This window comes from Pseudoalteromonas sp. TAE79 (assembly GCF_000498015.1).
Classification (GTDB): domain Bacteria; phylum Pseudomonadota; class Gammaproteobacteria; order Enterobacterales; family Alteromonadaceae; genus Pseudoalteromonas.
The window spans coordinates 1-26,874 of the sequence record NZ_AUTL01000271.1 but is presented as its reverse complement, the minus strand read 5'-3'; the positions used below and the strand labels follow the sequence as shown (position 1 = coordinate 26,874).

General features: G+C 39.8%; 22 protein-coding genes, 1 tRNA gene and 1 pseudogene. 2 read left to right on the top strand and 22 right to left on the bottom strand.

Annotated elements, in window-relative coordinates; genetic code table 11:
• Positions 1 to 241: 241 nt before the first annotated feature.
• The 21 genes and pseudogenes from L655_RS0122035 to L655_RS0121935 all read right to left on the bottom strand — a co-directional run bounded on the left by L655_RS0122035 (position 242) and on the right by L655_RS0121935 (position 23,432).
• A complete protein-coding gene (locus L655_RS0122035; protein ID WP_024605561.1) occupies positions 242 to 1,255 on the bottom strand; it encodes an IS110 family transposase in 1,014 nt (337 codons plus the stop codon).
• Positions 1,256 to 1,337: 82 nt separating this feature from the next.
• Complete coding sequence (locus tag L655_RS0122030; protein WP_024606298.1) at positions 1,338 to 1,691, bottom strand: cupredoxin domain-containing protein; 354 nt, start codon at positions 1,689 to 1,691, stop codon at positions 1,338 to 1,340.
• 20 nt (positions 1,692 to 1,711) lie between these two features.
• Positions 1,712 to 3,958, bottom strand: a complete 2,247-nt coding sequence (locus tag L655_RS0122025; RefSeq protein ID WP_024606297.1) for a heavy metal translocating P-type ATPase — start codon at positions 3,956 to 3,958, stop codon at positions 1,712 to 1,714.
• On the bottom strand, positions 3,948 to 4,391 hold the full coding sequence (locus L655_RS0122020) for a MerR family transcriptional regulator (protein WP_024606296.1): 444 nt from the start codon (positions 4,389 to 4,391) through the stop codon (positions 3,948 to 3,950). The genes L655_RS0122025 and L655_RS0122020 overlap by 11 nt, the downstream gene beginning before the upstream one ends.
• A 693-nt stretch (positions 4,392 to 5,084) precedes the next feature.
• Complete coding sequence (locus L655_RS0122015) at positions 5,085 to 5,582, bottom strand: DUF2059 domain-containing protein (protein ID WP_024598210.1); 498 nt, start codon at positions 5,580 to 5,582, stop codon at positions 5,085 to 5,087.
• Positions 5,583 to 5,712: 130 nt separating this feature from the next.
• Complete coding sequence (locus L655_RS0122010; RefSeq protein WP_024598209.1) at positions 5,713 to 6,045, bottom strand: Na+/H+ antiporter subunit G; 333 nt, start codon at positions 6,043 to 6,045, stop codon at positions 5,713 to 5,715.
• Positions 6,046 to 6,054: 9 nt separating this feature from the next.
• Positions 6,055 to 6,324, bottom strand: a complete 270-nt coding sequence (locus tag L655_RS0122005) for a K+/H+ antiporter subunit F (RefSeq protein WP_007378493.1) — start codon at positions 6,322 to 6,324, stop codon at positions 6,055 to 6,057.
• Complete coding sequence (locus L655_RS0122000; RefSeq protein ID WP_024598208.1) at positions 6,318 to 6,854, bottom strand: Na+/H+ antiporter subunit E; 537 nt, start codon at positions 6,852 to 6,854, stop codon at positions 6,318 to 6,320. Before L655_RS0122000 ends, L655_RS0122005 begins: the two co-directional genes overlap by 7 nt.
• Positions 6,854 to 8,371 carry a monovalent cation/H+ antiporter subunit D gene (locus tag L655_RS0121995; RefSeq protein WP_024606295.1) on the bottom strand — a complete coding sequence of 506 codons (1,518 nt, stop codon included), beginning with the start codon at positions 8,369 to 8,371 and terminating at the stop codon, positions 6,854 to 6,856. Before L655_RS0121995 ends, L655_RS0122000 begins: the two co-directional genes overlap by 1 nt.
• Positions 8,368 to 8,721, bottom strand: a complete 354-nt coding sequence (locus tag L655_RS0121990; protein ID WP_024598206.1) for a Na+/H+ antiporter subunit C — start codon at positions 8,719 to 8,721, stop codon at positions 8,368 to 8,370. Before L655_RS0121990 ends, L655_RS0121995 begins: the two co-directional genes overlap by 4 nt.
• A complete protein-coding gene (locus L655_RS0121985; RefSeq protein WP_024606294.1) occupies positions 8,721 to 11,513 on the bottom strand; it encodes a monovalent cation/H+ antiporter subunit A in 2,793 nt (930 codons plus the stop codon). The genes L655_RS0121990 and L655_RS0121985 overlap by 1 nt, the downstream gene beginning before the upstream one ends.
• A gap of 215 nt (positions 11,514 to 11,728) precedes the next feature.
• Positions 11,729 to 12,904, bottom strand: a complete 1,176-nt coding sequence (locus tag L655_RS0121980) for a hypothetical protein (RefSeq protein WP_024606293.1) — start codon at positions 12,902 to 12,904, stop codon at positions 11,729 to 11,731.
• Positions 12,891 to 13,769, bottom strand: a complete 879-nt coding sequence (gene nlpI / locus L655_RS0121975) for a lipoprotein NlpI (protein WP_024606292.1) — start codon at positions 13,767 to 13,769, stop codon at positions 12,891 to 12,893. The genes L655_RS0121980 and nlpI overlap by 14 nt, the downstream gene beginning before the upstream one ends.
• Positions 13,770 to 13,910: 141 nt before the next feature.
• Positions 13,911 to 16,037, bottom strand: a complete 2,127-nt coding sequence (pnp, locus tag L655_RS0121970; protein ID WP_024606291.1) for a polyribonucleotide nucleotidyltransferase — start codon at positions 16,035 to 16,037, stop codon at positions 13,911 to 13,913.
• A gap of 394 nt (positions 16,038 to 16,431) precedes the next feature.
• Positions 16,432 to 16,701, bottom strand: a complete 270-nt coding sequence (gene rpsO, locus L655_RS0121965; protein WP_002958490.1) for a 30S ribosomal protein S15 — start codon at positions 16,699 to 16,701, stop codon at positions 16,432 to 16,434.
• A 153-nt stretch (positions 16,702 to 16,854) separates the two neighbouring features.
• Positions 16,855 to 17,814 carry a tRNA pseudouridine(55) synthase TruB gene (gene truB / locus L655_RS0121960; RefSeq protein ID WP_024606290.1) on the bottom strand — a complete coding sequence of 320 codons (960 nt, stop codon included), beginning with the start codon at positions 17,812 to 17,814 and terminating at the stop codon, positions 16,855 to 16,857.
• Positions 17,798 to 18,280, bottom strand: a complete 483-nt coding sequence (gene rbfA / locus L655_RS0121955; protein ID WP_002958487.1) for a 30S ribosome-binding factor RbfA — start codon at positions 18,278 to 18,280, stop codon at positions 17,798 to 17,800. The genes truB and rbfA overlap by 17 nt, the downstream gene beginning before the upstream one ends.
• Before the next feature lie 109 nt (positions 18,281 to 18,389).
• Positions 18,390 to 21,054: pseudogene (infB, locus tag L655_RS01000000126040) on the bottom strand (translation initiation factor IF-2).
• Between the two features lie 25 nt (positions 21,055 to 21,079).
• Positions 21,080 to 22,579, bottom strand: coding sequence for a transcription termination factor NusA (gene nusA, locus L655_RS0121945; RefSeq protein WP_002958483.1), 1,500 nt, complete (start codon positions 22,577 to 22,579; stop codon positions 21,080 to 21,082).
• A gap of 39 nt (positions 22,580 to 22,618) precedes the next feature.
• Positions 22,619 to 23,074, bottom strand: coding sequence for a ribosome maturation factor RimP (gene rimP / locus L655_RS0121940; RefSeq protein ID WP_002958482.1), 456 nt, complete (start codon positions 23,072 to 23,074; stop codon positions 22,619 to 22,621).
• A gap of 281 nt (positions 23,075 to 23,355) precedes the next feature.
• Positions 23,356 to 23,432: transfer RNA gene (locus L655_RS0121935), tRNA-Met, on the bottom strand.
• A 432-nt stretch (positions 23,433 to 23,864) separates the two neighbouring features.
• Between L655_RS0121935 and L655_RS0121930 the strand changes: the two genes are divergently transcribed.
• Together L655_RS0121930 and L655_RS0121925 are read left to right on the top strand one after the other, a co-directional pair.
• Positions 23,865 to 24,326 carry a globin gene (locus L655_RS0121930; protein ID WP_024606289.1) on the top strand — a complete coding sequence of 154 codons (462 nt, stop codon included), beginning with the start codon at positions 23,865 to 23,867 and terminating at the stop codon, positions 24,324 to 24,326.
• A 192-nt stretch (positions 24,327 to 24,518) separates the two neighbouring features.
• The gene (locus L655_RS0121925; RefSeq protein WP_024606288.1) at positions 24,519 to 26,075 is read left to right on the top strand and encodes a cryptochrome/photolyase family protein; all 1,557 of its coding nucleotides are present in this window, start codon (positions 24,519 to 24,521) and stop codon (positions 26,073 to 26,075) included.
• A gap of 59 nt (positions 26,076 to 26,134) precedes the next feature.
• Here the strand turns inward: L655_RS0121925 and L655_RS0121920 are convergent, their stop codons facing one another.
• Complete coding sequence (locus L655_RS0121920; protein ID WP_024595972.1) at positions 26,135 to 26,581, bottom strand: Hsp20 family protein; 447 nt, start codon at positions 26,579 to 26,581, stop codon at positions 26,135 to 26,137.
• Positions 26,582 to 26,874 lie beyond the last annotated feature (293 nt).

The window sequence follows — 26,874 nt, the reverse complement described above, 5'->3', positions numbered from 1 at the left end:
AGTTCATATATGGTCTCCTCCAGTATTGCAAGGTGTCATTCAACGATAGCAGGGACAGGTTTGCTGTCATATATACGGTCTTTTAGTGAAGATTATTACTTCTGACCTTGATGTAATCCGCGCATATTGTCCTGATCAGGTTATCGGTATTTACTACCACTGAACTCTATAGGTTTTCAATATGCAGGTTTGACCTGTTATGTCATCGTTTTAGCCACTTACGCAATTCTTTGAAGAGTATTTATACGGGTGAGTAACTCTCACCTGAAGCGCTAATAGCCCAAGCCATTCTCGCCATCTTGTTGGCATAAGCTACACATGCTCGATTATGCCCTCGAGTTTGAACCAGTCGGTTTATCCATTGACTTAATTTATCATTCTTCGTTTTTGCTCTTGAGACAACCGCTTTTGCTCCTTGGATCAACAGGCACCTTAAGTAGCTATTTCCTCGCTTACTTATCCCAAGTAAAGTATCTTTCCCGCCACTACTGTGTTGACGCGGAACGATACCTAAAGACGCTGAAACATCGCGGCCTCTTTTATAGTTACTGCCATTTCCAACTTCATTGAAATAGGCGCTTGATACCATAGGACCAAATCCAGGTATTGTTTGGATCCGTTGGCAAATATCATTATTTTTTGCTGTTTCAACTATTAATGTACTGTAAGTTTCAATGCAGCTGTCTAAGTTACTCAATTGTGTTTCTAACTGCTTTAGTACCGCTTTAAATGCGCCTGATAATCCGGTATTTTCATCTTCTAAAATTAGGGGGATACTTTTGCGTATTGTGTTTATACCCTGATTTAAAATAATTCCGTATTCAGCAGTTAAGCCTCGGATTTGATTGCATAGTGCCGTTCTTTGTCTGACCGCTAATTCTCTCGCTTTGTGCTGTGCTTGGTTATCTTGTTGCTCAACTGATTTTATACAGACACTCTTAATATGATGTTGTTTTGAAGCAACGCTAATTGCTAAAGCATCGTTATAATCATTTTTATTGCCAACTAAGAAGGCTTTTACATGCTGAGGTGGAATAAGCTTTATCTGATGACCACATTTTCTGATTTCTCGAGCCCAAAAATGAGAAGTTGCACAGGCCTCTAAAGCAACTAAACACGTAGTGTGTTGTTGGAAAAAAGATAACACTTGCGCACGCTTTAACATTTTCTTTTTAACTAAGCGCCCTTGTTCATTGCAGCACACCACATGGAAAAATCTTTTTGCTATGTCTAAACCAATTGTTGTAATCTTCATTTTGGTCTTCTCCCTTTGATTATTGTAACCACCTTAATCATGGCACATAGATGCCGTATAGGGAGGAGACCATTACATCAGGTTACTGAGCAACTAGCTTGCCCTTATACATTTGCATTTGGCAATGAAAGTCATACTCACCGGCTTCAAGCGCAGGTAGTTTAACTGTATTGCCATCACCCATTGCTAGAGTTTTACTTATATCAAGCTGGGGAAATACCACTGTTTCGGCGCACGGCGCGCTGTCTTTTCTATCAAAGGTAAGTAGAACCTCTTTGTTGGCTGCCACTTTAATATGTCCTGGCTTATAAACACCGTTATCAACAACTATCGTTACTTTGTTGTCTTCACTTTGTGTTTGCTCTGGTTTGTATAGCCAAAACCAATAAATAATTGCGGCTATTAACAGTGCACCACCTATATTAATCATCAACATAATGTACTCCTTAGCTTAAATTACGATTTATTTGGTTTGAAAAAACGTAAGCGATTAGCGTTACTTACCACTGTAAGCGATGAAAGTGCCATAGCTGCACCTGCAACAACAGGGTTAAGTAGTATTCCAAAAAATGGATACAACACGCCGGCTGCAATCGGAATACCCGCCACGTTATAAATAAAGGCACCAAATAGGTTTTGTTTAATATTTGAAATAGTTGCATTACTCACTGCAATTGCATCAGCAAGTCCATGTAACGAACCACGCATTAAGGTAATGTCTGCACTTTCTATTGCAACATCGGTACCTGTGCCAATTGCAAACCCTACATCGGCTTGCGCAAGTGCGGGAGCATCGTTAATACCGTCACCTGTCATACCCACTATTTCACCGTTTGCTTGGCGCTTTGTTACTTCGTTTACTTTGTCATCGGGCATTACTTCTGCAATAAAGTCATCAATACCAACTTGCTTAGCAACGGCTTGTGCAGTGGCTTTGTTGTCACCTGTTAGCATAACTAAGTGGATACCTTTATCTTGCAGGCGTTTAATCGCTTCAACTGAATCCTCTTTGATAGGATCTGCTACTGCAATAATAGCTTGGAGCTTATTATTACTTGCAAAATACATGGGCGTTTTAGCATCACTGGCAAGTGTTTGAGCTTGCTCGGTTGCATCATCAACGGCTACATCGTATTTATCCATTAGCGCTTTATTACCAAACAACAATGTTTGCCCGTCAACACTGCCGGCTACACCTTTACCTGTAATTGCATCAAAATCGGCTACTTTACTTAAAGTTAAGCCCTGCTTTTTAGCGTATGCAGTAATTGCTTCAGCCAGTGGATGCTCTGAGCTACTTTCCAGGCTTGCAACAAGTTGCATTACTGTATTTTCATCACTGTTGTTAAAGGTAACTACATCGGTAACTTGCGGTGTGCCTTGAGTAATAGTGCCTGTTTTATCTAAAATCATGGTGGTGATTTTAGATGTCGTTTGCAGCGACTCACCATTTCGAATTAATATCCCTGACTCAGCGGCTTTACCAATACCCACCATAACCGACATAGGGGTTGCGAGTCCTAACGCACAAGGACAAGCGATAATAAGTACCGTAGTTACTGCAACAACGGCATAAGCAATTGATGGCTCAGGTCCAAAGTTTAACCATGCAAGCCCTGCAAGTACCGCAATAATCATGACTGTTGGTACAAATATTCCTGATATAACATCGGCTAAGCGCCCTATTGATGGCTTAGAGTTTTGTGCACGCTTTACCATATTGATAATATTGGCAAGTGTGGTTTCGCTACCTATGTGCGTGGCTTTAAATAATAAAGTACCACTTTTATTAATACTTCCGGCAACGACTTTATCGCCCGTTTTTTTGCGGACGGCCATTGGCTCACCAGTAAGCATTGACTCATCAACCGTACTGCTGCCTTCAATAACATCGCCATCCACAGGGATTTTTTCACCCGGGCGTACGCGTACTTCATCATTTTTTACAACATCACTAATGTCGATGTCTTGCTCTTCGCCACCACGAATTACGCGTGCAGTTTTTGGTTGCAGGCCAATTAAGCGTTTAATTGCTTGTGAGGTGCGCCCACGTGCTTTTACTTCAAAAGCGAGCCCTAAACTAATTAAACCGATGATCATCGATGATGCTTCAAAATATACGTGTCTTGCGACTTGTGGTAATAAGTTTGGCGCTATTACGACAAACATTGAGTACAACCACGCAGTACCTGTACCAAGTGCTATTAAAGTATCCATATTGGCAGCATGGTTTTTGAATGCCTGCCATGCACCGTTGTAAAATTGTTTACCTGATATAGCCATAACCACAAGCGTGACTATACCCACTAAAAACCATGCTATTCGTTGTGTATCGGTGGTCACACTCATGTCAAAAATAAGCCCGTATATCATTAACGGCGCACCGACTCCTAACGCTAATATCATATTACGCATTAGCTTTTTGTAATGTGCCTCGTCCGACTTTGCTTTTTCATCAAGTGCATCTTGATCAGACTCGTTACTCATCGGTTTGGCTGAATAACCAATGTTTTCAACTGCTTTAATAAGCGTACTTTCGTCAGCTTTACCTTCTACGCGTACAGTACGCTCAGCAAAGTTCATTTCCACGTTTTGCGCACCTTGCACGCTATTAAGGGCTTTTTCAATTTTGGCTACACAACTGCCGCAATTAGCGCCTTCAATAATAAAGTTTTGCGCGGTGTCTTTTGTATTAGTCGTCATTACGCTGCTCCTTATTTACGGAATCGTTTATTGGATCAACAAAAGATTCTATTAAACTACACACGTCACTGGCATTTTCACCATCGGCTGATGTATCCCATTGCTCAAGGGCTGCATGCATTCTGTTTCGTAGCTTTAATGTTTCTTGAAATAGTGCTTCGGTTTCTTCTAGGCGTTTAGTAATGAGTTTGCGTGTTAAAGGACAAGGACAATTTCCCTGCTCTGACTCGCCTATAATGTGTTGAATATCTTTGAGTGAAAAACCAAGTTGACGAGAGCTAATAATAAACTTTAAACGCTGCTGGTCTTGCTTTGTATATTCTTGATAGCCATTTTCTTCACTGCGTATTGGATTAAGTAACCCAACACGCGTGTAATGACGAACAGTATCGGCAGTCACGCCCATTAACTTGGCGAGTTGTTTAACATACATAATTTGGCTCCGTCGTGTTTCAGTGGCTTCATAATAAACCTAGGTGCAACACATAGGTCAATGACTATTTTAAAGCTAATAAAATAATACCAATTCGCTTAATTAAGTGACCTGTTTGAGAGAATAAAATCGTGTTGATAACAAGGCAAAGATTTTATTATTTAGTTGTTATCACTAATTGCCTTGCTTCCACGCACTCGTATATCAAAATGATTAAGTATTATTGATCATCGGCATAATGACACAAACAGAATTAACTTAAGCTGATACCGGCGCGTATTATCAGGAGGGGTGAATTCAGGAGAGAAGCGCCTAAGTAAGGCGCGTATTAATCTAAGGGCCTGTTGAACATTAGTGGTTTAACTTACAGCAGACTGTTTGGTCTTTAGGCAAGGCAGAGCCTATTTATGTGGTTATTCCCCATAAGTTGGCGATAACGCAACACAAATACCAAACATGCGCTGCCCTTTGGGTTCCCTCTAGGGACGATTAACTCTTTGTTGCCTACATGGATGAAGATCAGGGGCGTGAGCAGGACGCGGAAGCTTTGCTCGGTTTTTGCTTATTCATACATGAATGTAAGCCTGTAGGGTAACGCAGGAGCAGTTACCGAGCTCACTAGGTTACAAACCTCGCGCCGCAATTTAATCTTCCTTGGATTGAATAAATTCAATCCACAAAGATCTACATGCCCTAGTTTGATTCGCTACGGCTTTGCTCTAATTCGTCGCTTAGCTGCTGCGCTAAAGTTTGTATTTTAGGCATGGCATCTTTCATTAAGCTTTGAGACATTTGCATAGACTCTTGCATTACAACAGGCATTTTTTCAAGTATTTTTTGCCCGGTATCTGTCTTATAAAATGCTAACATATCAGCAATCTCTTGCTCACTAAAATGTTTGTCGTACACGCTAATCATCATCGGCTGCATTTTGGCCCAGCTCATTTCGGTTTTTAATACCGTCGTCATGTCACCATAGTATTTATCAAAAATTGCCTGTTCAGAAGGCTTAACACCCATTTGATCAGACATACCTTTCATCATACCTTCAACCTGGCCGTACATAGAATCAACCATTGAATCTAAGTTCATTACACTAATAAGTTCATCTATTTTTTGCTGTTTTGTATTTTGCTCAGCATATAAACTGCTAGAAAAAATCAGTAATGATAAAAGTAGTACCTTACCCATAATAATATCCTTTAATATAAATAATCGTTTTATAGTCACATGATTAATTAGTATTGTAAAGGGGACAGGTAATCATTAAAAAGGCCGAATAAATCGCGTTTATTCGGCCTTTTATTAGTGCGCATTTGCGTTAATCGTCCTCTACATTATCGAGACCTTTAGTGCCTTCTTTAGCTTTTAGCTTATGATGAATAGCTGATTTTATTAGCATGTAACCACTAATCGGCGCCGTAATGAGTAAAAATATAGTAATGAGTATTTCTCTAACACTGAGTCCATGGCCTGAATTTACAAAATAAACCATAGCTGCGATTAACATACTTGCCATACCTAACGTTGTTGCCTTTGTTGGTCCATGCAAACGCATAAAAAAGTCAGGCAGTTTAATTAAGCCTATCGAGCCAATTAAAATAAACGTACCACCAAATAACAATAGTATTGATACAACCCATTCGCTGATCATGTTTTCACCTTATTCAATTATATCGCCGCGTAGTAAATACTTACACACTGCAACTGTACTTATAAAACCAAGCATGGCAATAAGCAGTGCTGCTTCAAAGTAAAGCCCTGTGTCCATACTTATACTGTATAAAATAATCAGTGCAATAACATTTATGTACATTGTATCGAGCGCTAAAACACGGTCAGGCACTGACGGACCAATAATCAATCGCCATAAATTAAGCAATAATGATAAGCCAATCATCGAAAAAACAATGAGTAATACGGTGTCTAACATTGAAATATCTCCTTCAGTGGAGCTTCGTAGCGTTGTTTTATTTGTTTGATAAGTGCTTCTTCATCTTTAAGGTCAAGCACATGTATTAGTAAGTAACGTTGTGTTGGCTCTTCACCTTCAGGTAACGATTCTGCAATTGGATAAACCTCTGCGCTCACTGTACCGGGTGTAAGCGATACACTACTGGCCAATATAGTAATTGGCATATCATGAGTTAAATCAATCGGTACTTTTATAAAGGCCGGGCGTAAGTTTTTAGATGGCCCAAGTATAAGCAAAGCCACCTGTAGATTTGCAACAATAATATCGTAAAGCACTATAAGTAACTGCTTTAATGCTAGTCCAGGCCTTAAAATAAGCGGTTGAGGTTCGCGAAGTGAAAAGCTTAATAGGGGTATAAATATAGCAAAAATAGTCGCTAGTACTAAGTGTCCTACCGACACGCTATTATTTAACAACAACCATACCATAAACAAAAACAGGCTACGAAATGGTGTTGGTAACCAACGAAAACGGGCTTGTAATCTCATCACATGCCTCCTTTAAGTACAGCATTAATACCGCCGCTTATATCATGTAACTGAGTAGCAGCACCTAGCATGTAGTCACTTATTGGCCCGCCAAAAATAACGAGCAATGGCGAACAAGCAAGTAAACCTATAATTACAGTTACCTGCAACGGGTGTGCATTTGCACCATCTGCGTTTTCGCTTTTTTTACTTTTATGCTCCCAAAATAAGGTCGTGCCGGCACGCGAAAGCGCTACTAATAACGCAAAGCTTGTTACTAAATATACAGGCCAAAATAGTAAAGCTTGCTCACTATTTAATGTGGCTTTAAGTATCCAAATTTTACCTACAAAGCCTGATAGTGGCGGCATACCAACTACTGTTAAAGCCGCAACAATAAAGCACACACCTAATAAAAATGGTTGTTTAACGCAGCGACCTGCTACTAGCCTGTCGCCAACTTTACCGCGCTGGATTGAAACTAAATCTGCTAATAAAAATAGTGCGGCACTAACAAGTGTTGAATGAACTAAATAATATAAAAGTGCAGCAGTGGCATTTACATTTTGTAATGCGATTAGCGCAACCAACGTTCCCACTGATACCAATACTAAGTTAGAAGTGAGTTTACGTAAGTCTTGCGCTGCCATAACACCAATAGCACCCACTATAATCGTGGCAATTGCTAAGCCCCAAAGCCAAGGCTGCGCCATATGTTCAAGCGCCCCTGCTTGTTCGCCAAATATCACAGTGTAAACACGAAGCATAGCGTAAACGCCTACCTTGGTCATAATCGCAAATAATGCAGCAACCACAGGTTTAGCGCTTGAATATGTATTTGGAAGCCATAAATGCAGAGGTAATAATGCGCCCTTTAATGCAAATACAATGAGTAGTAATAAACCACCAGCCTTTGCTAGGTATACATCATCGCCCGTAAGCTCGGATACTTTTTGCGCCATATCTGCAATATTAAGCGTACCAAGTACACCGTACAAAATACCCAAACCGATTAAAAACACGCTTGAGCCAACTAAATTCAATATTACATATTGCAGTGCAGCACGAGTGTTTTGTTTATCACCTGCATGCATTAACAATGCATAGGATGCAATCAGTAACACTTCAAAAAATACAAATAGGTTAAATAAATCGCCCGTTAAAAACGCGCCATTTACACCCAATATTAAAAAGTGGACAAGTGGATGATAAAAGCTGCCCTTTTCATCATCGCCAGCACTACCATATAAAATAGCGCCCAAACCTAAAAGTGAAGTTAACGTAACTAATAAGGTAGATAACATATCAGCAACTAAGACTATCCCAAATGGTGCAGACCAATTACCAATAGCGTAAACATTAATACCCGTATTATTAATATGTACCAGTAAAAGCACACTAATGGCAAAAGTAGCTATTGCCATTACAATTGAAACTAAGCGGCGAATTTTGACGCTTTTACCACACGGCGGCAGTAATAAAATAACTGCCGTCAGCATAGGTAATAAAATAGGTAGCGAAGCTAAATGTTGGATCATTTTTGCTCCTTATTATCTGCAGAGGTATTAGGCACATAACCATCAACATGGTCACTACCTAAATCGGCGCGCCCACGTATTGCCAAAATAACCACAAATGCGGTCATCGCAAAGCCGATTACAATAGCGGTAAGCACTAAAGCTTGAGGTAGAGGATCTGCATAATCTGATCCTGTGCCAAGCACTACTGCTTTATTAATAGTGAGACGACCTGCTGAAAACAAAAATAAGTTAACAGCGTATGAAATCATAGTAAGCCCAAGTACTACAGGGAATGTACGAGCTCTCAGCAGTAAAAACACACCGCAACTGACCAATACTCCAACGCAAGATGCGTACAATAATTCCATTAAATATTTACCTCTTTTTTCTGGGTATCTGCTGTCATATTACCTAAGCTTGCTAAAATCATTAACGTAGCGCCTACAACTGTTAAGTAAACACCTAGGTCAAATGCAATCGCGCTGGCAAGCTCTGTTTTACCGACAAACGGAATATCAAAGTAGTCAAACCAAGTTGTTAAAAATGGCTTATCAAAGAACCAACTACCCACACCTGTAAACAAAGAAATACCAATGCCTGAAGCTATAATTTTGCGATAATTAACATCAAAACGTTCGTTAATCCATGCCGTACCATGCGCCATGTATTGCAAAATAAACGCGATTGATGTTACTAACCCAGCAATAAAACCACCACCAGGTAAGTTATGCCCACGTAAGAAAATATACGCAGAAACCAATAAGGCAAGCGGCAATAAACTTTGTGAAATACTCGCCAGTAATATTGGGTGACGCTCTTTAGCCCATGGGCGCCCTTCACTGTCACTTGCAGGCATAAATAATGGGATTCGAGAAAGTACTTTAAATATACCTAATGCGGCAATACCTAATACGGTAATTTCGCCAAGCGTATCAAAGCCCCTAAAGTCGACCAAAATAACGTTAACTACGTTAGTACCACCGCCACCAATCTTAGCGTTAGCAATAAAGAAGTCTGAAATTGAATCTAATGGACGTGTAAGTAATGCATAACAAATACTCGCTATAACTACACCTAGCGTAGAAGCTATGCCTAAGTCTCGAAGTACGCGTAACGAACTTGATTCTTTTGGCGTATGCTGCGGTAAAAAAAACAATGCCAGCATAAGTAAAATAATAGTAACAACCTCAACGGTTAGTTGTGTAAGTGCTAAATCAGGTGCAGAAAAACGTGTAAATACAACCGACACCATTAACCCTACAATTGAGAGCATTAACAACGATACCATTCGAGAGCGATGCCAAATAACGGTAGCAAGTGCACCAATAATCAACAAGCCAGCTCCAATTGCATTGTGCACATCAACCGGCGTAAGTGGCATGCTACCGGCAAGCTGTTGCATTTCAAATAATGGCCAACCCGCACACAGTAGTACTACTGCTAACATAATTACAAGATAGCGCTGTAGGGAACCATTTTCTGTACTATTTACCTTTGATTGACACCAAGCAACGATACTTAAAATTACACGTTCAAAGGTTTTTTTAGCATTGAGAGGTGGTAGTGATGCTTGAAATTGAAATAGATATTTACGATTAATGTAAATAAATAAGCCGCCAGCAATCGCCATTGCACTCATAAGTAGAGGTAAGTTAAACCCATGCCAGATAGCTAATTCGTACACTGGCATTTCTTTTCCAAGTACAGCTAAAGATGCCGCAGATAAAATACCGTCAATTGTAAAGTGCGGGAACATGCCCACTAATAAACAAATCACAACGAGTATTTCTATTGGTACACGCATATAGCGTGGTGGTTCATGCGGCGTTCGAGGTAAATCAATCGGGTCGCCATTAAAAAATACGTCGTGAATAAAGCGGGCTGAGTACGCTACAGCGAAAGCACCTGCAACAGTTGCCAATACTGGAATTAACCACGACATAGAACCAAGCACTTGTTGATGCAGTGTTTCTGCAAAGAACATTTCTTTCGATAAGAAACCATTAAGTAGCGGAACGCCAGCCATTGCCGCTGCCGCGACCATTGCAAGTGTTGCTGTGTAAGGTAAGTATCGCCACATGCCATTTAATTTACGCATATCACGCGTGCCCGTTTCATGATCGATAATACCAACGGCCATAAATAACGACGCTTTAAACGTTGCATGGTTAATTATATGAAATATAGCAGCAACAGTCGCAAGCTCAGTATCAAGCCCGAGTAATAGCGTTATTAAACCCAAATGGCTTATTGTTGAGTAGGCTAACAGTCCTTTTAAATCGTGTTTGAATAACGCTATATAAGCACCAAACAACAGCGTAGCTAAACCTGTTAATCCAACAAGTAAGAACCACGTATTGGTGCCAGCTAAAGCCGGATGAAAACGTGCTAACAAAAATATACCGGCTTTTACCATGGTTGCAGAATGTAAATACGCGCTCACTGGTGTAGGCGCTGCCATTGCATGAGGAAGCCAAAAATGAAAAGGAAATTGTGCCGATTTAGTAAACGCACCCAATAGCACCAATACTAATGCTACTTCGTATAAATCGTGAGATTGAATTATTGCTTTACTCGCTAGGATAACATCTAGGTCATAACTACCAACAATATCACCTAATAGCATTAAGCCTGCAAGTAACGCTAAGCCGCCCGCGCCTGTTACAGCAAGTGCCATACGAGCACCCTTTCGCGCTTCAGACTTATGCCACCAAAAACTAATTAATAAAAATGAGCTGATGCTCGTTAATTCCCAAAACAACCACAGCTGAATAACATTGTTAGACATAACAATGCCAAGCATAGCGGTCATAAACAGCATTAAATAACTATATAACTTAGCCATTGAGTCGTTGGCACTGAGGTAGTAACGCGTGTAGAGGATAACGAGCAGGCCTATGCCTAAAATCATAAACATAAACAATAAACTGAGGCCGTCTAACCGCAGAGATAGGTCGAGCCCTATTGACGGGATCCAAGCGAAAGAGTAACGAATGGTTTCGCCCGCTAAAACTGCAGGTGCATGGTATAAAGTTATTCCCAAAGCCGTTAAAGGCGCAAGAGCCGTTAAGCTAGTGCTTAAATTGCGGGATAACTTACCTGTGCATGCAGAAATAACACTGCCAATTAAGGATAACAAGGGTATCCAGAGCAAAGTCATAATGTAGGGCCTTTTATAATCATAAGTTTATCAGGGCATCTCTTTTTAATACTAAGGGATGCTTTTACTGCCTGTTTTTAAACGACATTAATGACTATAGTTATACTGAAAAACACTGATTTTGTCTATAAAAAGCGGTTCTGTATGGGTGTTTTTTAAACATGAACTAACAATTTATTAAGCCTACAAAAACAATTAATTAATACTGATAATTGTTAATTTAATATGGCCTTATTTGCAAATGTAAGCGCGCTGGAGTGGCGATAAGAATTACCATTGGTCATATCTAAATGCTTCAACCAAATCTCTCTATACTGCGCCGAGAGCCCTAACTGCTGATATTGCATAATAGACCAATTTTCACTAGGTTTATATGCAACACCACCTATCTGGCAACTCTTTGCTTTATGCCAGCCTATTGGGGGCGACTCATCATGAGAAATAAATAAATTAGGTGCCACAAAACCCGTTTTTGCACACAACCATGCTTGTTTAGTTTTAGGCAAAGCATATTCATCTTCAAAACCGTTAAAATGCATCAACTCATGCAAAAACACACTGTATTTTGCTTTTGAGTTTATTAGCATTGTTCCTTTAGTAACATTAGCCGTTCCATCTTTTGGCATCATTACTATAAAATCAAAATTGTTAGGAAGCTGGTTATTGAGTTTAGCTGATTGCCAGTCACACTTTGCTATTTGATTAGTGCTACTTTTACACTCAAGCATACCTGCAACGTAAACTGGTTTTGAAAAGCAAAAAATATTTTCACGGGGCTCTGGCTGTTTATTATAAACATTAATAAACTCGGTGAGTTTATATAAGCCACTACGATGATCGCTCATAGTCAGTACGTTAAACATACATTGCTTATTAGGTTTACTTATATTTATTAAAGATGAAAAACCGAGAGCGTGGATAAACTCACTAGATACGTTACTCTGTGGTGTTTTTAACTGAAGTTTTAGATGATTTAGCACATCCCCTGCTGGTAATTTGTTTTTACTAGCGAGTAGTTTTAAATCCCCCCAACGTGAGTGCTCAAGTAACTTTGTTGCTAATATTTTACGCTCTGGGATTGTTAAGTCATTTAATGCTGTGAGCCAAAATTGTTTTGCAGTATCGCTCTGACTGTTTTTAATAAGCTTAAGAGAATACATATATTGGGCTGAAGAAATTTTACTGCGGGCAAGTATAGCTAAAGAGGTATTTGGTAACTGCTCTAAGTGATCAGAAAAATAACCAGGTGATTTCCAATAACTTTGTAGCACATTAGCTTTTGCGTTTAAAACATGCCAAAAGCCAATAGCGCCTAGGTGATTACTCGAGCCTGTAATTAACAAACAACATAGTAATACACCTATTAATTTAAAACGCTTAACTTGCGTCAACACCTTGCATCAACTCAAGCTCTAAACGCGCATATTTGTACTCAATAAACTCGTGTACATTAGTTGCTAGCGCAAGCCTAAAGTAGTCTGATGCTAAATACAGCTCACCAGCTGCTTGATGCATTTTGGCTAAGTAAAAATAAGCTTCACATAAACGCTGCGCATATTCTTGCTCGGTTCTAACACCATCACTAATGCCAGATAAAAATGCATACTCAGTCATATCCCCCGTATAAAGAGAAATTAACTGATACGCCCATTGCGATTCATCAAGTGCTGTTGCATTAGTTTTAAGTGATTCAAGCGCTGCTGCTTTATCTTCTTGTGCACTGGCTAAGTAAACCCATAAAACACGGTATGGATCATTTGGAGAGCGGGCTAAAAACTCATCAAAGTCGTTTTTAGCAAGACCTGCTCTATCACCGTAATAAAGGGCTATGCCTCTATTTAAATAAGCATATTCATGCTCTTCATCAAGCTCAAGGGCTGAATCAAAAAACTCATAGGCTTTTTCGTATTGCTGCATAAGCGTATGTTGAATACCTAGAAAGTTATATACTTCAGCTAAATCAGGTTTAAGCTTTACTGCGCGGTTAAAATCAATACGCGAAAGAGTGGTCATACCTAAACTATCAAAAAGTACACCACGGTCATAATAAAGCTTAGCTTGTTGCTCTTCGCTTAAATCAGCTCTATTCAATAACTCTGAGTAGCGTGCAATGGCAATTTCACTTCTAAAGTCAGAAGCTAAAGGTGCAGTAAATGGCACATTAACAATCGGGGTTGGTTCTGATTCGGTTGTAGTTTGGCAAGCGCTTAAAGACAAAATAGCAAAAGATGCCAAAGCTAAATGTTTGAGTATCATTAAAATCCTTAATACCAAGATATATCGCGATTAATATAAGACAGACCTTGTCCAATAAGGTTTCATTAAAGCATAAAAAAAGGGGCTAAACAGCCCCTTTTTTATCATCTAGCTAATATAACTAGATTAATAAGTTAGCAATTACGCGTCAGTTGGCGCGTCAACAGCTGGTGCTGCTGATTCCATTGCTTCTTTAATACTTAGACGTACACGGCCTTGGCGATCTACTTCTAGTACTTTAACTTTAACTTCTTGACCTTCAGAAAGGTGATCAGCCACGTTGTTAACGCGCTCAGTACTAATTTGAGAAATATGTACTAGACCATCTTTACCTGGAAGAATGTTTACAAATGCACCGAAGTCAACAATACGTACAACTTTACCTTCGTAGATAGTACCTACTTCAAGTTCAGCTGTTAATTGCTCAATACGGCTAATGGCATTAGCTGCACTTTCGCCATCTGTAGCGGCAATTTTGATTGTACCGTCGTCACCGATTTCAATCGTTGTACCAGTTTCTTCAGTAAGTTGACGAATAGTTGCGCCACCTTTACCAATAACTTCAGCGATTTTCTTCTGTGGGATTTTCATCGTGTAGATACGAGGAGCAAACATTGATAGCTCTTCAGAAGGAGCAGAAATCGCTTCATCCATCACTTCTAAGATATGTAAACGTGCAGCTTTTGCTTGTTTAAGCGCAATTTGCATGATTTCTTGAGTGATACCTTCGATTTTGATATCCATTTGAAGTGCAGTAATACCTGCAGCAGTACCGGCAACTTTAAAGTCCATGTCACCTAAGTGATCTTCATCACCTAAAATGTCAGAAAGAACAACGAATTTATCGTCTTCTTTAACTAGACCCATCGCAATACCAGCAACAGATGCTTTAATTGGTACACCCGCGTTCATAAGTGCTAGAGAAGTACCACAAACAGACGCCATTGAAGAAGAACCGTTTGATTCAGTAATTTCAGATACTACACGGATTGAGTAAGGGAACTCAGTAAGTGTAGGCATTACAGCTGAAATACCACGCTTAGCAAGGTTACCATGGCCGATTTCACGACGCTTAGGAGAACCAACAAAACCAGTTTCACCTACACAGAATGGAGGGAAGTTGTAGTTAAGCATAAAGTGGTTTTTATGAGTACCAGTTAAATCGTCGATTAACTGTGAATCACGTTCTGTACCAAGTGTCGCTGTTACTAACGCTTGAGTTTCACCACGTGTAAAGATAGCAGAACCGTGAGTACGCGGTAATACGCCAGTCATTACGTCTAGTGCACGAATCATATCTGGTTCACGACCATCGATACGTTTTTCGCCAGCAGCGATACGGCCACGAACGATTTTCTTCTCAAGTGAACCGAAGATTTTGCCAATTTCTTGCTTGTCTAAAGACTCGCCTTCAGCAAGTCCAGCTGTTAATACTGCAACAACTTCATCTTTAGCTTCACCAAGAGCTTCTTTACGCGCTACTTTATCAGTGATTAAGTAAGCTGCGCCTACTTTTTCAGCAGCAATAGTTGCTACTTTATCTTCTAGTGCAACGTTTTTAGCTGGTGCAGTCCAATCCCAAGTAGGCTTGCCTGCTTGCGCTTTAAATTCTTCGATTGCAGTAATGATCGCTTGAGATTGCTCATGACCATATACAACAGCGCCAAGCATTACGTCTTCTGCAAGTACGTTAGCTTCTGATTCAACCATAAGTACCGCTTTATCAGTACCGGCTACCACTAAATCAAGTTGGCTTTCTTCAAGCTCTTTTAATGTAGGGTTAAGTACGTATTCGCCGTTGATGTAACCAACACGAGATGCACCAATTGGACCACTGAATGGGATACCAGAGATAGCAAGTGCTGCTGAAGTACCAATCATCGCAACCATATCAGGTTGGATTTCAGGGTTAACAGAAACAACAGTAGCAATAACTTGTACTTCGTTTACAAAGCCGCTTGGGAAAAGTGGACGAATTGGACGGTCAATAAGACGTGCAATAAGAGTTTCGCCATCGTTAGGACGGCCTTCACGCTTTAAGAAACCACCAGGGATACGACCAGCAGCGTACATACGCTCTTGGTAGTTAACGGTTAGTGGAAAAAAGTCTTGACCAGGTTGTGCTTCACGCTTACCAACAACAGTTACTAAAACTGAAGTGTCGCCAATGCTTGCAAGTACAGCGCCGTCTGCTTGACGAGCGATTGCACCAGTTTCTAGAGTCACTGTATGTTGACCTAGTTTGAATTCTTTAATAATTGCTTGCACTTAAAATATTCCTTAAATGTATTCTAATAAGTTGTCATCAAAGTACCAATTACAGTACATAATTGTATTCAGTTGGAAATCAATTAAGTACTACAATTGGCAATGATGTGAATAAGCGTAGATAAACCTTTTTATCTACGCGCATAGTATATACCAAAGCTACTTCAAAATGCGAGTCTAGGGTGTGTTGATCTTTGCGGATTGAAATTTGTTCAATCTAACGACTAGATTTAAGCTGGGCTAATGAGTGGGTAAATACAACGATGCTTGATAAGCTATGAAATAGGAGTTTTACAATATAATTCAATAAGTTTATATATTTGTTTTATTTTAAAACACAAATTTTAGGCACAAAAAAAGGAGCTAAAAAGCTCCCATTTCTATAATCTAGTTCTTAACGACGTAGGCCAAGTTCTTTGATTAGTGCAGTATAACTAGTGATATCTTTACCTTTAAGGTAATCAAGTAGTTTACGGCGAGTGCTTACTTTACGAAGCAGACCACGACGTGAGTGGAAGTCATGCTTGTGATCAGCAAAGTGACCTTGAAGCTTGTTGATATCATAAGTAAGTAATGCTACTTGTACTTCTGATGAACCTGTATCGCCTTCTGCACGTGCAAATTTAGCAATGATATCGATTTTTTCTTGATTGCTTAGTGACATAGTAACTCCAAAAATTAAATTTAAAAGGTGTCTTAGCCGATCACTAATTCAGCCAAAACGATTAAGCCGGCGTATTCTACCAACTGTGGGAATAACTACAAGTTAATTATTCCCATCTACAACTAATAAGCCACTGCTGGGCACACTAATTGCTTATTCAGGCTTTACGTAATCATCTTGCTGGCTAGCAAGACCACGTTTAACCTTTAAATGACCATTTGAGTTGCGCTCGCCAGTACCAATAAACACACCATCCGCAACAACTTTAATTGCCCCCTCAGGTAAAGCTTCAGGTAACTCGACTGCTTGCCCATGACTAAATACTTTGCCCTGCTCTTTCGAAATTTCAATAACAGGTAAATCAGTTAAAGCAGTGTCTATAGGTAATAACAACGAGTCTAAATAAGTAGAAGGCGCAAGCTCTTCTGCTTTCGCTTTAGCAAGCAACGCTTCAATTTCATCAAGCGAAACCATTTTATCTGCCGGATACTGACCAACAGCAGTTCTGTGAAGCATTATAACGTGTGCGCCACACCCTAGGTTTTCGCCCAAATCATCAACGATTGTACGAATATACGTCCCTTTTGATACATGAGCCGTCATTTGTAATACGTTGTTTTGTTCATCAAATTCGTCAAACGATAAGCTAAACACATTTATTTTTCTGCATTTACGAGGGACTTCAATACCCTCTCGTGCGTACTTATATAATGGTCTACCTTGATACTTAAGTGCTGAGTACATTGATGGATATTGATCTGACTCTCCAACAAAAGCAGCTATTTCTTTTGTTAGCTGTTCACGCGTTACGTTCACATCTTTAGTGCTAACAATTTCGCCATCAGAATCTGATGTCGTTGTACGCTCACCCAGTTTTGCACGAACGATATAAGTTTTATCTGTATCAAGTAGAAACTGCGTAAACTTAGTCGCCTCACCAAAACAAATTGGCAGCATACCTGTAGCAAGCGGGTCTAAAGCCCCAGTGTGGCCAGCTTTTTGTGCAAAATAAACACCTTTCGCTTGCTGCAGAGCTTTATTTGATGAAATGCCTTGCGGTTTGTTTAACAACAAAATACCGTCAACTGCACGGCCTTTACTGCGCTTTGCCATCTGTATCAGTGCCTTCTTCGCTATCTGTATCTTCTACGTGCTTAGTACTTTGTTCACTATCTGAAATATCAGCATCAACACTTTCTACATCTTCATCGACATGCTTTGCGTTATCTTCGCGGATAATAGAATCCACTAAATTAGAAATACGCATACCTTCCATCAGTGAATTATCAACTACAAACTTTAACTCAGGCATTATACGAGCACGAATACGCTTACCAAGTAACGAGCGAATATAACCCGTTGCTTCATTAAGTACTTTTGCGCTTTGCTTTGCTGCATCTTCATCTTGTGTGTTAAACACAGTGATGAAAATTTTGGCATAAGATAAATCACGCGATACTTCTACCGCTGACACTGTCACCATACCTAAGCGTGGATCTTTAATTTCGCGTTGTAAAATTACAGCAATTTCTTTTTGGATTTGCTGTGCAACACGATCAGTGCGAGAAAATTCTCTCATTGCATTTGTCCTAAAATCATAACTTATTGAAATTTAATAATAAGCTAATTAAATAATGGATACACAAATGGGGGCTAAGCCCCCATTTATTAGTTTAGCGAGCTAACAATTAAAGAGTACGTTGTACTTCAACTGTTTCAAATACTTCGATTTGGTCACCAACACGTACGTCATTGTAGTTCTTAACGCCGATACCACATTCCATGCCGTTACGAACATCAGCAACATCGTCTTTAAAGCGACGAAGTGACTCAAGTTCACCTTCATAGATAACCACGTTTTCACGTAGTACACGGATTGGAGCGCTACGTTTAATAACACCTTCAGTAACCATACAACCAGCGATTGCGCCAATTTTTGGAGACTTGAATACGTCACGAACTTGAGCAAGACCAATGATTTCTTGTTTAAACTCAGGTGCTAACATGCCTGACATGGCTTGCTTAACTTCTTCGATTAAGGCATAAATTACGCTGTAATAACGAAGGTCTAAGTTTTCAGTATCAATCACTTTACGAGCAGAAGCATCAGCACGAACGTTAAAGCCAACTACAATTGCGTTAGACGCTGCAGCTAGTGTCGCATCAGTCTCAGTAATACCACCCACACCTGAACCTACAATCTTCACTTTTACTTCATCAGTAGAAAGTTTAGTTAGTGAATCAGAGATTGCTTCGATAGAACCTTGAACGTCTGCTTTAAGTACCACGTTAACTTCAGAAACATCACCTTCAGTCATGTTGGTAAACATGTTTTCAAGCTTAGCTTTTTGCTGACGTGCTAGTTTAACATCGCGGAATTTACCTTGACGGTATAAAGCAACTTCACGCGCTTTACGCTCATCTTTAACTACAGTTGCTTCGTCGCCCGCAGCTGGAATACCAGAAAGACCTAAAATCTCTACTGGAATCGATGGACCTGCCGACTTGATGTCTTTACCGTTTTCATCGCGCATTGCACGAACACGGCCATACTCAAGACCACATAATACAATGTCACCTTGGTTAAGCGTACCAGATTGAACAAGTACTGATGCAACTGGACCGCGGCCTTTATCAAGACGAGATTCAATAACAACACCTGCAGNCAGCCATACCTTCGGTAGGGGCAGAAAGCTCTAAAAGCTCAGATTGCATAAGTACGGCTTCAAGAAGGTCATCAATACCTAGACCAGTTTTAGCTGAGATATGAACGTACTGCGTATCGCCGCCCCATTCTTCAGGGATAACGTCTAGCTGAGCTAGTTCGTTTTTAACGCGATCTGGATCTGCGCCTTCTTTATCCATTTTGTTTACAGCAATGATTAAAGGAACGCCAGCTGCACGTGCGTGCTGTACCGCTTCTTTAGTTTGTGGCATAACACCATCATCTGCTGCAACCACTAAGATTACGATATCTGTCGCTTTAGCACCACGAGCACGCATTGATGTAAATGCAGCATGTCCTGGAGTATCTAAGAAGGTAATCATATTGCCGTTTACATCAACATGGTATGCACCAATATGCTGTGTAATACCACCGGCTTCGCCAGAAGCAACCTTCGCAGAACGAATGTAATCTAGAGTCGATGTTTTACCATGGTCAACGTGACCCATTACAGTTACTACTGGAGCACGAGGCTCTGACTTACCATCTTCATGGCGGTCGTTAAGTACTGTTTGCTCTAATTCGTTTTCTTTAACAATGATAACCTTGTGACCCATTTCTTCTGCAACTAGTTGTGCAGCTTCTTGGTCGATCACTTGGTTAATAGTAACCATGTCACCCATTTTCATCATTGTTTTAACAACTTCAGCGCCTTTAACAGCCATGCGTGATGCAAGCTCAGCTACTGTAATTGTTTCGCTAATACGCACTTCATTTTTAACATCAACAGTTGGTTTTTGGAAACCATGCTGCAGCGATGCTGGTGCTTTTAATTTAGACTTGTTACGGCCTCTTGACGCTGCAAATTTATCTTTTGCTGGCGCTTTTTTCTTTTTCTTAGCACGGCGAGTGCCTTGCTCATCACGAGCATCGGCAACATCTTCTGCTTCACGTGCATAAGTTGAAGTCGTAAGATGGTGATCCGCTGTTTCTTCGCGTTTCTTACGTTCTTCTTCTTCTTTCTTCCAGCGTGCTGAATTCTCTTCAGCTAGCTTTCTTGCCTCTTCTGCTTGACGTTTCGCTTCTTCTTCAGCTTTCTTCAATGCGGCCTCTTCTGCTTCTTTTTGCAGACGCTCAGCTTCTATGCGATCTTTCTCAGACTTAGCACTTTGCTCTGGGGTCATCTGCTTTTGTTTCGCTTTACGCTCTGCATCAGCTTTGCGTTTAGCTTCTTCTTTGGCTTTACGGTCAGCTTCTTCTTTCGCTTTACGTTCTGCCTCTTGTTTCGCTTTTAATTCTGCGGCTTCTTGTTCAGCTTTTTGTTGCTGTTCAAGACGGGCTTTTTCTTCAGCGGCTAAGCGTGCTTGCTCTTGTTCTTGCTCCATTGCGCTTTTCTTCACGTAGGTACGTGTTTTACGAACTTCAACTTGAACATCTTTAGCTTTACCCGTAGAACCAGTCACACTTAATGTGCTTTTGCTCTTACGTTGTAAAGTCATACGCGCTGGGCCATCTGAACCTGTACCACCATGATGCTTGCTTAAATGATCAAGTAACGTTGCTTTTTCAGCTTCTGTTACGTTATCAGTTGCTTGCTTAGTGATACCTGCTTGTGAAAACTGCTGTAGCAATTTATCAACAGTTGTACCTATATCGCCGGCTAGTTTTTCAACATTTACTTCTGCCATAGTGTGTAATACCTCCGTTAATAAATTACTCGTCTGCAAACCAACAAATGTTTCGTGCAGCCATAATCAGTTCACCCGCTTTTTCAGATGAAAGTTCTGTGATATCAACTAATTCGTCAATACCTTGCTCTGCCAAGTCTTCAAGTGTAACAACACCTTTGCTTGCCATAACAAATGCTAAGTGACGCTCTAAGCCTTCAAGCGCAAGTAAGTCTTCAGCTGGCTCTGCGCCATCTAAGCTTTCTTCCGTTTTAAGTGCTTTAGTTGTCAATGCATCTTTTGCGCGTGAACGCAATAAATCTACAGTCTCTTCATCAAGACCATCAATTTCTAAAAATTCAGACGCAGGTACATACGCCACTTCTTCAAGTGTCGAGAAACCTTCGTTAATAAGTAATGATGCAAACTCATCATCTATATCTAAATTTTCAGTGAATAAGTTAAGTAACTTATCAGATTCAGCTTCATTTTTGGTACGCATGTCTTCAACAGTCATTACGTTTAGTTCCCAGCCAGTTAATTGGCTTGCTAAACGAACATTCTGACCATTACGACCAATTGCTTGTGCTAGGTTATCGGCTTCTACAGCGATATCCATTGAGTGAGTGTCTTCATCCATTACGATTGAAGCAACTTCTGCTGGCGCCATTGCATTGATAACAAATTGTGCTGGGTTGTCATCGTAAAGTACGATATCAACACGTTCACCACCAAGCTCAGACGATACAGCTTGAACTCGTGCGCCACGCATACCAACACATGCACCAATTGGATCAATGCGTTTGTCGTTAGATTTAACAGCAATTTTAGCGCGTGAACCTGGATCACGTGCAGCTGCACGTAACTCAATCATCTCTTCGCCAATTTCTGGCACCTCAATGCGGAATAATTCCATTAGCATTTCAGGTTTAGAGCGCGTTACAAATAATTGTGCACCGCGTGCTTCAGGTTTAACTTCATATAAAAGACCACGGATTCGATCACCCGGGCGGAAGTTTTCACGTGGCAACATGTCATCACGGTAAATTACCGCTTCTGCGTTGTTACCTAAATCAAGTACGATTGCATCGCGAGTTGCTTTTTTAACAACACCCGTTACCAGCTCGCCTTCTTGATCTTTGTATGCTTCAACAACTAAAGCGCGCTCAGCTTCACGTACTTTTTGTACGATAACTTGCTTAGCCATTTGTGTTGTAATACGGTCAAATTTGATTGAGTCGATTTGCTCTTCAACATAATCACCCATTTGCAAATCAGGTTCTTCAACCTGTGCTGCTTCTAGAGTGATTTCGCTGTATGGGTTCTCTAAAGAACCATCTTCTAATACAGCGGCAATTTGCCAGCGACGGAACGTATCGTAATCACCGGTTTTACGGTCAATTGCTACACGTACTTCAATTTCGCCATCGTGTTTTTTCTTTGTCGCTGTCGCTAGAGCGAACTCTAGAGCTTCAAAAATCTTTTCTTTTGGAACCGCTTTCTCATTGGAAACGGCTTCAGCAACCAATAATATCTCTTTTGCCATGGGTAATGCCTCGCTTGCCCTATTCCTTCGCACTCGAATTTAAAACTTCGCGATTAAATTCGCACGTTCGATGTTACTAAGCATGATCAGATGCTCTGCACCATCGCTAGATAGTGTGATCATATCGCTGCTAACTGCTACTAAGTCGCCTTTAAAATTACGACGACCATCCTGTGGAAGTTTAGTACGCACGCGTACTTCCTCTCCTTGCGCCTGCTCGTAGTGATCTTGTTTGAATAATAGACGATCAACACCAGGAGACGATACTTCCAAATCATATTCATTTGTAATTGGGTCTTCGACGTCTAAAATCGCACTAATTTGGCGACTGGCATCCGCACAGTTATCAACTGAGATCCCATCCTCATGAGCAATATATACTCTTAAGGTAGAATGGCGACCCGCTTGTACAAATTCAAGACCATGCAACTCAAAGCCTAACATTTCTACCGCAGGCGTTAACATGGTTACTAAATCTTGTTCAAGTTTTGTCACGAAAATCCTCCATACAAACAAAAAAAGGGCTTATAGCCCTAAAATACTGAGTTTAAATTTTAATTTGATAGCAATTGCCACAAATCGTAAGGTGCAGATACAACAACGCCCCGAACCAAGCGGGGCGTCACACCAATAAAGCATAAAACTGTGTGGCCGAGGGCCAAGCTTGGTTGCGAGTCAGTAAACTGACCTAATTAAACTACATAGCCTAAAACGCAAAACGCGCATTACTTAGAATGCGCGATATAAATTAGTAAGGTAATACCTACTAGTAGAATTGGTTGCGGGAGCCGGATTTGAACCGACGACCTTCGGGTTATGAGCCCGACGAGCTACCAGACTGCTCCATCCCGCGCCAATAGATATCAAACCTTAAATTTAATATCGCTGTTAGCTGTTATACAACACGCTAAACAATGGCCGCTATTATAAGGATGTGTGGGCTAATTAGCAACTATAATACGCAATTAGTTTATAAAATTTCCAATTCGTCAAGATGCTAATTTAATGTATGTGTTAGTAACATAAGTAATCAGTCAGTTTTATAAAATGTTCATCGTCAAAATGCTAAATATTGCAGCTTACTATTTTTGAGTGAGAATCAAACAAACTAAATTTGAGCTACCTTAGTACCTTCTAGATGCTTACAATTTACTAGAAAATAAATTGATATAACTAAAACCCATACTTTAACACTAAAAAAACGTGCAGAATTTTAACTGCCCGCTATAATCAATTTTATGCCACTTGATAATAATAGTTATTACTCACTGCAGAGAGATAAAAAATGAATCAACAACAATCAGCATTGTTAAATAACTTAACAATTATTAAGCCAAATTTTCATGCATTCACGGCTCGATTTCACAGTAAATTAGCTGAATCTAGCATTGAGATGAATTACCCAACAGCCTTACAATTTAACGAAAAGAGTTTTACCCTTTTTTGTGTGCTAGAACGAATTGTTAAACATTTAGATAAGCCGGCATCGGTAGCTCCTTTTTTAGCACATCATTTAATGTACCTAAAAAATAGCAGTGTTTCACAAGGTGACATTGCAATTTTATCTGACGCTTTTTACGAAACTCTTAAGGAGCACCTTGGTAAACACTTTAATGCTGAGAGCCAACTTGCTTGGAAAAAAGCGCTCAGATATTTTGAAAGCTTTGCCGGCAATGTTTTATTTAAAGTATCTAATGTGGTTTCGTTACAACAAAAAATGCAGCAAGAGCAAAGTAATAAAATTTAAATATACAATTTTTAGGGGTGGCAATTTAACTTACGTAACCTCCTCCTTAATTAAACTCATTTTCACACCATGGTCCAACACGCCTTTATTGCCTTGATAATCGGTTAAGCCTTTTTACTCTATTCATTCGTAGTTAAATAGTAAAACGATCGTTTAATTAAATACGTCCGTATAAAAAAATTTGGCTTTACTATGACCAATCACAAAACACTCAGACTAATACTAGGTGATCAGTTAAACCCATCTCATTCATGGTACAAACAAAAAGACGACGACACGCTTTATCTGATCGCAGAACTAAAACAAGAAACCGACTACGTTAAGCATCACATTCAAAAACTGTGTGCTTTTTTTAATGCTATGGAAAACTTTGCAACTGCATTAAAAACGGCAGGTTTTGATGTTTTGCATTTAACACTTGACGATACCGCTGACGACAAAGACTTAATTGAATTACTCAAGCGAATTTCCGATAAATACCAATGCGAAACTATTGAATATCAATACCCTGATGAGTTTAGGCTTAAGTCCCAATTAGCTAAGTTTAAAAGTGATGGCTCATTTGATGTAATTGCCACAGATACTGAACATTTTTTATTACCGTTCACCGATATAAAAACACGCTTTACAAAAAACAAGCATGTGACAATGGAGCACTTCTATCGTGCTATGCGTAAGCAGTTTAATATATTAGTTGATGATACTAAGCCAACCGGTGGCAAATGGAATTTTGACAGTAATAATCGTAATAAATTTTCCAAAGCTGACTTAGCGTGTATACCAAAACCTAAGCTATTCAATAATAATGTCAAGAGCATCATTTCTCGCTTAAATAAGCACAAGATCGTTTACTTTGGCGAAATAGCCGATCAGAAACTAGAGTGGCCAACAACGCGTAAACAAGCCATTGAATCTCTCGAATACTTTTGCGAGCATTTACTTAGTTGCTTTGGTCACTTTCAAGATGCGATGACAGATCAAAGTAAAAATAATACCAGCTTGTACCATAGCCGATTATCGTTTGCCCTAAACGCAAAAATACTCCACCCGTTATATGTAATCAAACGTGTAATAAGAGAATACGAACAAAGACCCAGTGAAATATCCCTCTCGCAAGTAGAGGGCTTTACTAGGCAAATATTAGGTTGGAGAGAATATGTACGTGCCATTTATTGGATTAACATGCCCGACTACGCTGTTAAAAATCAACTACAAGCCAAAAACACACTACCATCTTATTTTTGGCACAGCTCAACAAAAATGAATTGCCTAAGCCACTCATTAAAACAAAGCCTTGAAACCGCTTATGCCCACCATATTCAACGCCTAATGGTTATTGGAAACTTTTGCATGCTTACAGGAATAAACCCTGATGACGTAGATAACTGGTACCTAGGTGTTTATATCGATGCCATAGAGTGGGTAGAGATGCCCAACACCCGAGGAATGAGCCAGTTTGCCGATGATGGAATAATTGCGACTAAACCTTATGCTGCAAGCGGTAACTACATTAATAAGATGAGCGATTACTGCAAAAGCTGTCAGTACGATGTTAAACAAAAAGTAGGTGATAAAGCTTGCCCGCTAAATAGCCTGTACTGGCATTTCATGAATAAACACAGAAACAAGCTAGAAAAGAACCTACGTATTGGTATGGTATATAAAAACTGGGATAAACAAGAAAAAACACTCCAAGAACAAACGCTGCAACAAGCAACCTACTACCTTAATAATTTAGAAGCGCTGTAAACAAAAAGCCGCCTCGAATGAGGCGGCTAAGTAATCAGGGGAATATGTACTTTAGAAGATTATTTACCTTCTATTAGATTGCTATTACCAATTTCAATTTTACGTGGTTTTAGCGCTTCAGGGATTTCACGTTCTAAGTCAATACTTAGTAAGCCATTGGCTAAATCTGCGCCGAGTACTTTTACGTGATCTCCTAACTGGAATTTACGTTCAAAGTTACGCTCAGCAATACCTTGATGAATAAATTTACGCTCTGCGTTTTCATCTTTATTTGCTTTAGTACCTGTAACTTTTAATGTGTTATTTTCTGACTCAATGGTTAATTCGTTATCGCTAAAGCCGGCAACGGCCATAGTGATTCTGTATTTGTCTTTATCGAGTGCTTCTATGTTGTAAGGAGGAAAACTTGGCTGCTTATCTGTATTAGCTGCCGCATCCATAAGTGATGCTAAATGTTCGAAGCCGATAAATGAACGATAAAGTGGTGATAAGTCTACTGTACGCATAATAATATCCTCATATTTAAGCGATATTTTGCATGTGCTTTTCTATTGAACAAGCTCAAGCAAAGTTTAATTAATAATATAAATTTCAATTATTTAAGTTTAATTTAGGACCCATCAGGCGTCCTACTTAACTATATATGGACGGTAAAATTGTTTTCAAGAGATTAATTTTAAAAAAATTAAAAAATAAACAAAAAAAGGCACTAAAAAGCTGTCTCTTGATCACAAGTCTGACTCAAGAGATTTTGCTAAATCGTAGCCTTCCAGGATGGCTTGTAACTTAAGCCATCCTT

What these genes read in the sequence shown, in the direction of transcription:
- L655_RS0122035 (WP_024605561.1), bottom strand. Translation starts at nt 1,255, where the DNA reads ATGAAGATTACAACAATTGGTTTAGACATAGCAAAAAGATTTTTCCAT.
- L655_RS0121925 (WP_024606288.1), top strand. Translation starts at nt 24,519, where the DNA reads ATGACCAATCACAAAACACTCAGACTAATACTAGGTGATCAGTTAAAC.
- L655_RS0121995 (WP_024606295.1), bottom strand. Translation starts at nt 8,371, where the DNA reads ATGATCCAACATTTAGCTTCGCTACCTATTTTATTACCTATGCTGACG.
- truB (WP_024606290.1), bottom strand. Translation starts at nt 17,814, where the DNA reads ATGGCAAAGCGCAGTAAAGGCCGTGCAGTTGACGGTATTTTGTTGTTA.
- nlpI (WP_024606292.1), bottom strand. Translation starts at nt 13,769, where the DNA reads ATGATACTCAAACATTTAGCTTTGGCATCTTTTGCTATTTTGTCTTTA.
- L655_RS0121990 (WP_024598206.1), bottom strand. Translation starts at nt 8,721, where the DNA reads ATGGAATTATTGTACGCATCTTGCGTTGGAGTATTGGTCAGTTGCGGT.
- nusA (WP_002958483.1), bottom strand. Translation starts at nt 22,579, where the DNA reads ATGGCAAAAGAGATATTATTGGTTGCTGAAGCCGTTTCCAATGAGAAA.
- L655_RS0122020 (WP_024606296.1), bottom strand. Translation starts at nt 4,391, where the DNA reads ATGTATGTTAAACAACTCGCCAAGTTAATGGGCGTGACTGCCGATACT.
- L655_RS0121930 (WP_024606289.1), top strand. Translation starts at nt 23,865, where the DNA reads ATGAATCAACAACAATCAGCATTGTTAAATAACTTAACAATTATTAAG.
- L655_RS0122005 (WP_007378493.1), bottom strand. Translation starts at nt 6,324, where the DNA reads ATGTTAGACACCGTATTACTCATTGTTTTTTCGATGATTGGCTTATCA.
- L655_RS0121985 (WP_024606294.1), bottom strand. Translation starts at nt 11,513, where the DNA reads ATGACTTTGCTCTGGATACCCTTGTTATCCTTAATTGGCAGTGTTATT.
- L655_RS0122010 (WP_024598209.1), bottom strand. Translation starts at nt 6,045, where the DNA reads ATGATCAGCGAATGGGTTGTATCAATACTATTGTTATTTGGTGGTACG.
- L655_RS0122030 (WP_024606298.1), bottom strand. Translation starts at nt 1,691, where the DNA reads ATGTTGATGATTAATATAGGTGGTGCACTGTTAATAGCCGCAATTATT.
- L655_RS0121920 (WP_024595972.1), bottom strand. Translation starts at nt 26,581, where the DNA reads ATGCGTACAGTAGACTTATCACCACTTTATCGTTCATTTATCGGCTTC.
- rpsO (WP_002958490.1), bottom strand. Translation starts at nt 16,701, where the DNA reads ATGTCACTAAGCAATCAAGAAAAAATCGATATCATTGCTAAATTTGCA.
- rbfA (WP_002958487.1), bottom strand. Translation starts at nt 18,280, where the DNA reads ATGAGAGAATTTTCTCGCACTGATCGTGTTGCACAGCAAATCCAAAAA.
- L655_RS0122000 (WP_024598208.1), bottom strand. Translation starts at nt 6,854, where the DNA reads ATGAGATTACAAGCCCGTTTTCGTTGGTTACCAACACCATTTCGTAGC.
- L655_RS0122015 (WP_024598210.1), bottom strand. Translation starts at nt 5,582, where the DNA reads ATGGGTAAGGTACTACTTTTATCATTACTGATTTTTTCTAGCAGTTTA.
- L655_RS0122025 (WP_024606297.1), bottom strand. Translation starts at nt 3,958, where the DNA reads ATGACGACTAATACAAAAGACACCGCGCAAAACTTTATTATTGAAGGC.